Consider the following 3,354-nt stretch of genomic DNA (forward strand, 5'->3'; position numbering starts at 1 on the left):
TTTGTTATATGTCGCAGCACCCCATATTATTACAACTCCTGCAACTACTACAATAATAATCCCCATCATTGTTACACCTCCATTTATTTTAAACCTTATATTAACTAAGCTCTACCAGCTTGAGCCATAAAATAACTGTATTTATAGCTGTTATTATAGATTTATTAAATTCCACCTTATTATTTTCTGTTGATAATCTTGAAAGCATGGGATAAACAACAGATGAAATTGATACTATAAACATCCCCATTACAAATTGATTTAGTTTGTTTGCATAGTTTAGTGCTGATATACTTCCTTCAACTAAAGTAGATGCTATTGTCCTATCAACTATTGTATTTATTTGGTTTACTGCTACACCAATAAGAACTGGTCCCACAAGCCAAAGCATCTTTTTAAGATATTCATCCTTAAAATTTAAAATTGGTTGATATTTATAACCTCTTTTCATGGCAAAAGGAAGTTGAAATAAAAATTGTCCTAAAAGCCCTATAAGTGCTCCAAAAGGTAGTATATATGGTGATGTTTTTACACTTAAAATTATTGATATTATTATACAAAGATTATATGGTATGGGCATAAGTCCTGGAATTATAAAGTTTTCTTTTACTTGCAAATAAGCCATCATTATGTAACTTATTCCCAAAAAAGGAATACCCAGCAACATTATTCTTGTGAAATAAATTGCTTTTTCCATTGTCTCTCCCTTAAATCCTAGGGCAAATAATTTTACTATTTGTGGTGCAAAAAAAGCTCCTACAATTGCAAATATTAAACATATTAAAACAACCACATTGAAAATATTATTTGTATATTTTACTGATGCACTGTCTCCATCTTTTGATTTTACTTCACAAAATAATGGTATAAATGCTGTTCCCAAAGATGTTCCCACTGCAGTAAATATAACTGCTGGAATATTCATAGCAACTAAGAATGCATCGCTTGTTGATGATGCTCCATAATATGCTGCTAAAGTTAATTCTCTACCAAAACCTAACATTTTTGCTACTAAAGTTGCCGCCATAAGTCCTATGGCAGCTTTTGCTACTTTTGACATTTGTTTATCTCCTATACTTTACTTATTATTCTTTAATGATTTTTGTATTTTCTTTGATTCCATAGAAATTATTAGGTTTTGTAAAGAACTATCTTCTTCTCCTGATATATTTGATAATTCGCCTAAGAATGCGTCGCCCATTATTCTATACTCCAATTTCTTTTCTTTATATTTTTTACTTTTTTTCTTTGTCATTGAAATATCTCCTTTTATCTTATTTCATATAATTTAATCTAAAATTTATTGACTAATAATTTCTATAAATACACTTACATCATTAGAGTTTCTCCTTGCTTTAAACCAATCTTTAATTTTTTCTTTATTTTTTCAAAAGTTTTATCATTGCTATAAACTACAATAATCGGCACACTTTTATTAGAATCATTTTTACTTTCTTATGATTCATCCAAATAGCCCATATAAATTTTACTTATCTCATGATATATGGATTTTAATTCTTCAAATATATCTTTCGCATTAAAAATATCTTCACTTGTTGTTGATTTATAATTACTTCTAATATTGCTTTGATTACTTTTTATACTATCCATATATTGCTCTAAAACTGAAATATTATTTTCTTCTTGCTTAATAACTAATTTTTTATGACCTAAGTTATAATCAGATAGTTTTTTATTCAATAATTGTAATTGAGGCTTAGTTATTGTTTCTCCCAAAGTAACTAGTATTATAATATCATCTTTTTCATCTATATCCTTACTAATCACATATTGATTTTTTAATTCTTCATCTATAAAAGAATTTAAATTTGTTTCATCTATGGTATTTTTAATAAAACCTATAGCAGAAATCATACTAGGTATTATAACTATAATATATTAAACTATAATGAATTTTTTAATTCTTTTTTCTTCATTAAAATCTTTATTTTTACTAGGAATCCCCAGTAACTTATTGACTAAAAGTGTTGCAATAGCTATGAAAAATCCATTAATAAAAAATAAATAGCCTGCACCTAAGAATATACTTGCTTTTCTTGTTGCAAAACCATATCCTACTGTACAAAGGGGTGGCATAAGTGCTGTGGCTATGACAACACCTGGAATTACATTGCTACTTTTATCACGAGTAATCCCAATCATTCCTGCTATTCCACCTACAAGTGCAATTATTACATCCCATATAGTAGGTTTTGTTCTGGCTAAAATCTCACTTCCTGCTGTATTTATGGGAGAAATCCAAAAATATAAAGTAGATATTACTATACTAATAGCTATGGCAATTCCTAGTATTTTAAATGATTATTTCAAAAGTTTTATATTATAAGTACCAACTCCATATCCAATTCCTATAATATATCCCATCAAAGGAGAAATTAACATAGCTCCTATAATTACTGCTACAGAGTTCATATTTAAGCCAACGGAAGCAATAATAATTGCACACATTAATATAATTAAATTAGATCCATGTACATCCATTCCTTCTAATATATTTTCATGTATATCTTCAAAACTTGCTTTATTTTTAGCAAATTGTTTCCTTAACTTGTATATATTAAATTTCATCATTGTATCTCCTATACGAAAATATTATTAATATTTTTAATATGGCCTAATTTATTAAATCTCATGTGTACTTATTAAAATTAAAAAGGTACCTAGTTTTTAACTAGATACCCGAAATTTATTTACACTTATTATGCTATTTTTTTAATTTTTAAAAGATTTTCTTTTAATAGATAATCCAAAATTTTAGAGTATACAAATGTAAAAATCATACCTATAATCACTGATTTTACTCCATATACGATTAATCCAATAAACAATACTACTATGTTAATCTTACTTATTGATTTAGCTATATTTATATTATTATTTTCTTATGAATAATCAAAGCTATAACATCTACTCCCACTGTTGATGCATTTACTATACTACAGTAATAATATCCTATTCCTATAAATATGGCTGCTAATATTAAATCCAAGACTACATTTACATGCAATGAAAAAGGTAAAGAGTAAAATAATGAAAATGACATGGAATAAAATACGCTACTAAATATGGATTTTGAAAAATTGTCTTTACCTAAGAATATATAGCAAATTATTAATAATAATAAAGTTAATCCATTAGTTAAATATAAAAGTGGCACTGAAAGCATTTTATTTAATATCATAGATATACTAGTCACACCACCATTTATTATTTCATTGGGAACCATCCACTTTGAACAAGCTATTCCCAAGAATATATTTCCTATTAATATTATGGATATTTCCTTCGTATACTTTTTTACTGTGTTTTTATCCATCTTTTTCTCCTGTATTT

At 26.7% G+C, this 3,354-nt stretch carries 7 protein-coding genes; all 7 read right to left on the bottom strand.

Annotated features, from left to right (window positions below; all coding sequences use genetic code 11):
• Positions 1-100: 100 nt before the first annotated feature.
• A complete protein-coding gene (gene murJ, locus NSA58_RS17635) occupies positions 101-1,060 on the bottom strand; it encodes a murein biosynthesis integral membrane protein MurJ (protein ID WP_257560756.1) in 960 nt (319 codons plus the stop codon).
• 18 nt (positions 1,061-1,078) lie between these two features.
• Positions 1,079-1,255 (bottom strand): hypothetical protein, encoded by a 177-nt coding sequence (locus tag NSA58_RS17640; protein ID WP_161791940.1) that lies wholly within the window; start codon positions 1,253-1,255, stop codon positions 1,079-1,081.
• A 200-nt stretch (positions 1,256-1,455) separates the two neighbouring features.
• Complete coding sequence (locus NSA58_RS17645; protein ID WP_074429267.1) at positions 1,456-1,875, bottom strand: hypothetical protein; 420 nt, start codon at positions 1,873-1,875, stop codon at positions 1,456-1,458.
• A 24-nt stretch (positions 1,876-1,899) separates the two neighbouring features.
• Complete coding sequence (locus NSA58_RS17650) at positions 1,900-2,313, bottom strand: DUF389 domain-containing protein (protein ID WP_079764717.1); 414 nt, start codon at positions 2,311-2,313, stop codon at positions 1,900-1,902.
• 9 nt (positions 2,314-2,322) lie between these two features.
• The gene (locus NSA58_RS17655; protein WP_074429269.1) at positions 2,323-2,589 is read right to left on the bottom strand and encodes a DUF389 domain-containing protein; all 267 of its coding nucleotides are present in this window, start codon (positions 2,587-2,589) and stop codon (positions 2,323-2,325) included.
• A gap of 131 nt (positions 2,590-2,720) precedes the next feature.
• Positions 2,721-2,849: a hypothetical protein gene (locus NSA58_RS21060; protein ID WP_408648058.1), complete on the bottom strand. Its 129-nt coding sequence runs from the start codon at positions 2,847-2,849 to the stop codon at positions 2,721-2,723.
• A 38-nt stretch (positions 2,850-2,887) separates the two neighbouring features.
• On the bottom strand, positions 2,888-3,354 hold a 467-nt coding region (locus NSA58_RS17660), incomplete at its 5' end, for a YitT family protein (protein ID WP_257560757.1).

This window comes from Terrisporobacter muris, from assembly GCF_024621905.1.
Classification (GTDB): domain Bacteria; phylum Bacillota; class Clostridia; order Peptostreptococcales; family Peptostreptococcaceae; genus Terrisporobacter; species Terrisporobacter muris.

Coding starts and splice junctions, on each gene's coding strand:
- murJ (WP_257560756.1), bottom strand. CDS start 1,060: ATGTCAAAAGTAGCAAAAGCTGCCATAGGACTTATGGCGGCAACTTTA.
- NSA58_RS17640 (WP_161791940.1), bottom strand. CDS start 1,255: ATGACAAAGAAAAAAAGTAAAAAATATAAAGAAAAGAAATTGGAGTAT.
- NSA58_RS17645 (WP_074429267.1), bottom strand. CDS start 1,875: ATGATTTCTGCTATAGGTTTTATTAAAAATACCATAGATGAAACAAAT.
- NSA58_RS17655 (WP_074429269.1), bottom strand. CDS start 2,589: ATGAAATTTAATATATACAAGTTAAGGAAACAATTTGCTAAAAATAAA.